This is a genomic window from Roseinatronobacter bogoriensis DSM 18756 (genome assembly GCF_004366635.1).
Taxonomy (GTDB): Bacteria; Pseudomonadota; Alphaproteobacteria; order Rhodobacterales; family Rhodobacteraceae; genus Roseinatronobacter; species Roseinatronobacter bogoriensis.
The window spans coordinates 1-2227 of record NZ_SORN01000021.1 but is presented as its reverse complement, the minus strand read 5'-3'; the positions used below and the strand labels follow the sequence as shown (position 1 = coordinate 2227).

Here is a 2227-nt window from a genome sequence, read left to right as displayed (position 1 = left end):
ATATGCGGCAGACACACGGCGGGTGCTAACGTCCGTCGTGGAGAGGGAAACAACCCTGACCTACAGCTAAGGCCCCTAATTCATGGCTAAGTGGGAAAGCAGGTGGGACGACCAAAACAACCAGGAGGTTGGCTTAGAAGCAGCCATCCTTTAAAGATAGCGTAACAGCTCACTGGTCTAAATAAGTTGTCCTGCGGCGAAGATGTAACGGGGCTCAAGCCATGAGCCGAAGCTTAGGATGCGAGCAATCGCATGGTAGCGGAGCGTTCTGTTCAGTCCTTCTTGCGTCTTGTGTCCCCCCAGGGGGACAACGGACGCATCAGAAGGCTGCTGTGAAGCCGGCGCGTGAGCGACCGGTGGAGCGTTCAGAAGTGAGAATGTTGACATGAGTAGCGACAAACAGGGTGAGAGACCCTGTCGCCGAAAGTCCAAGGGTTCCTGCTTAAAGCTAATCTGAGCAGGGTAAGCCGGCCCCTAAGGCGAGGCCGAAAGGCGTAGTCGATGGGAACCTGGTTAATATTCCAGGGCCAGTGGGAAGTGACGGATCTCGAAGATTGTTCGCCCTTATCGGATTGGGCGGGCCGTTCAGAGGTTCCCGGAAATAGCCCCACATCAGACCGTACCCGAAACCGACACAGGTGGACTGGTAGAGAATACCAAGGCGCTTGAGAGAACCATGTTTAAGGAACTCGGCAAAATACCTCCGTAAGTTCGCGAGAAGGAGGCCCCGTCAGGACGCAAGTCTTGGCGGGGGGCACAGACCAGGGGGTGGCGACTGTTTATTAAAAACACAGGGCTCTGCGAAGTCGCAAGACGACGTATAGGGTCTGACGCCTGCCCGGTGCCGGAAGGTTAAAAGGAGGAGTGCAAGCTCCGAATTGAAGCCCCGGTAAACGGCGGCCGTAACTATAACGGTCCTAAGGTAGCGAAATTCCTTGTCGGGTAAGTTCCGACCTGCACGAATGGCGTAACGACTTCCCCGCTGTCTCAAACATGGACTCAGCGAAATTGAATTGCCTGTCAAGATGCAGGCTTCCCGCGGTTAGACGGAAAGACCCCGTGCACCTTTACTACAGCTTCACACTGGCATCAGGATTGCGATGTGCAGGATAGGTGGTAGGCTTTGAAGTGGGAACGCCAGTTCCCATGGAGCCAGCCTTGAGATACCACCCTTCGCACTCTTGATGTCTAACCGCGGTCCGTTATCCGGATCCGGGACCCTGTGTGGCGGGTAGTTTGACTGGGGCGGTCGCCTCCCAAACAGTAACGGAGGCGTGCGAAGGTTGGCTCAGAGCGGTCGGAAATCGCTCGTTGAGTGCAATGGCAGAAGCCAGCCTGACTGCAAGACTGACAAGTCGAGCAGAGACGAAAGTCGGCCATAGTGATCCGGTGGTCCCGAGTGGAAGGGCCATCGCTCAACGGATAAAAGGTACGCCGGGGATAACAGGCTGATGATGCCCAAGAGTCCATATCGACGGCATCGTTTGGCACCTCGATGTCGGCTCATCTCATCCTGGGGCTGGAGTAGGTCCCAAGGGTATGGCTGTTCGCCATTTAAAGAGGTACGTGAGCTGGGTTTAGAACGTCGTGAGACAGTTCGGTCCCTATCTGCCGTGGGTGTTGGAGACTTGAGAGGAGTTGCCCCTAGTACGAGAGGACCGGGGTGAACGATCCACTGGTGGACCTGTTGTGGCGCCAGCCGCAGTGCAGGGTAGCTATGATCGGACAGGATAACCGCTGAAAGCATCTAAGCGGGAAGCCCCCCTCAAAACAAGGTCTCCCTTGAGAGCCGTGGTAGACCACCACGTCGATAGGCCGGAGATGTAAGCGCAGCAATGCGTTCAGTTGACCGGTACTAATGGCTCGATAGGCTTGATTTGATCCAGTAACAACCAAACTGATCAACAATCAACGCAAACCAAAAGCATTGACAAAATGGATAGTAAGGTGACACCAAATCACCCACTGATACGTGTTTCTTCTCAGGTTTGGTGGCAATAGCGCGAGCAAAACACCCGATCCCGTCCCGATCTCGGAAGTTAAGTGCCGCAGCGGCAATGGTACTGCGTCTCAAGACGTGGGAGAGTAGCTCACCGCCAAACCTGATAAGAAACACACCAATCTCTCAACGATATAAAACAAACAACCAACGCGGGGTGGAGCAGCCAGGTAGCTCGTCAGGCTCATAACCTGAAGGTCACAGGTTCAAATCCTGTCCCCGCAACCA

The 2227-nt window shown here is 54.8% G+C and carries 1 tRNA gene and 2 rRNA genes (1 of these 3 cut by a window edge); all 3 read left to right on the top strand.

The features are described from left to right. Window positions 1–1880: ribosomal RNA gene (locus EV660_RS18475) — 23S ribosomal RNA — on the top strand (it extends 1122 nt beyond the left edge of the window). Window positions 1881–1987: 107 nt separating this feature from the next. Continuing rightward, window positions 1988–2102 (top strand): 5S ribosomal RNA (rrf, locus tag EV660_RS18470). Window positions 2103–2150: 48 nt separating this feature from the next. Next, a tRNA-Met gene (locus EV660_RS18465) sits at window positions 2151–2227 on the top strand.